The sequence below is a fragment of the Rahnella perminowiae genome (assembly GCF_019049755.1).
Classification (GTDB): domain Bacteria; phylum Pseudomonadota; class Gammaproteobacteria; order Enterobacterales; family Enterobacteriaceae; genus Rahnella; species Rahnella perminowiae.
In genome coordinates this window covers 1-801 of sequence record NZ_JAFMOS010000117.1, presented here as the reverse complement: position 1 = coordinate 801, position 801 = coordinate 1, and the positions used below count along the sequence as shown (strand labels likewise).

The 801-nt window shown below is 42.3% G+C and carries 1 protein-coding gene and 1 pseudogene; both read left to right on the top strand.

Annotation, left to right across the window (positions count from 1 at the left end; all coding sequences use genetic code 11):
- A pseudogene (locus J1785_RS00620) lies at positions 1 to 220 on the top strand (hypothetical protein); the annotation flags it as partial.
- 37 nt (positions 221 to 257) lie between these two features.
- Positions 258 to 801, top strand: a 544-nt coding sequence (locus tag J1785_RS00615) for a hypothetical protein (RefSeq protein WP_217218560.1), incomplete at its 3' end; no start/stop codon positions are given.

Genomic DNA, 801 nt, shown 5'->3' with positions numbered 1-801 from the left:
GTTTGGTGGTGATACGAATTATGACAGATGGAGCCGACGTTACAAACTTCAAGATACTCAGAAAATAGTCATTGAACCGATATTACACTCTCAGAAAGAAGTATTACTACAGGGTGATGAAGAGCGTGGAATCGGGATGATGATCACTTATCCCAATGGAAGCATTGAGCATGTACGCAAGATAAAACCCGATTACGAAAAACTGTTATCCATGAAATAACGAAGTCATTACTAAGTTATCTTCAGGGAGGAAGAACTTGAATTTTCTAAATAAGAATTATGCGTTTTTACCCTTTATCGTGCTGCTTTATGGCTGTGATAACACTCCCGACCGCATTCTGTCTCCACCTCAGAATGCAAAGTGGGTAGACGTGGTCTTCACGCTTCCGGCAGATACCGTGCTTTTACCAATGGAAGTTCTGTACCGTTCGGATAAATGCAAAACAGTGCGCTATAACTCGAGCAATGAGCCTCATAATATTCCCGGTTATAACGATTTCGAGAAGCCATTCGGTCAGCAAGGAAGCAGCAATATCTGGCGGACCCATATCGCCATTGATGGCGGCGGAAAATGCCAGTGGCAGCTTAACTCCATTAAAGTCAGTTTTAAGATCGCTGATCTTAATCCTCTGGTGCAGGGGAAAAAGGGGTTTGCGACCAATTATATCTTTGATTTTGATGATTATGGATTTAGCGATGGTTATGGTACCGGTAAAGCGAAGGAATCCAGGGGTGATCTTCATATAAAAACGGATTTCTTTCCGATGGTAACTCATCTGGATGAGAATGATATTAGCCTGG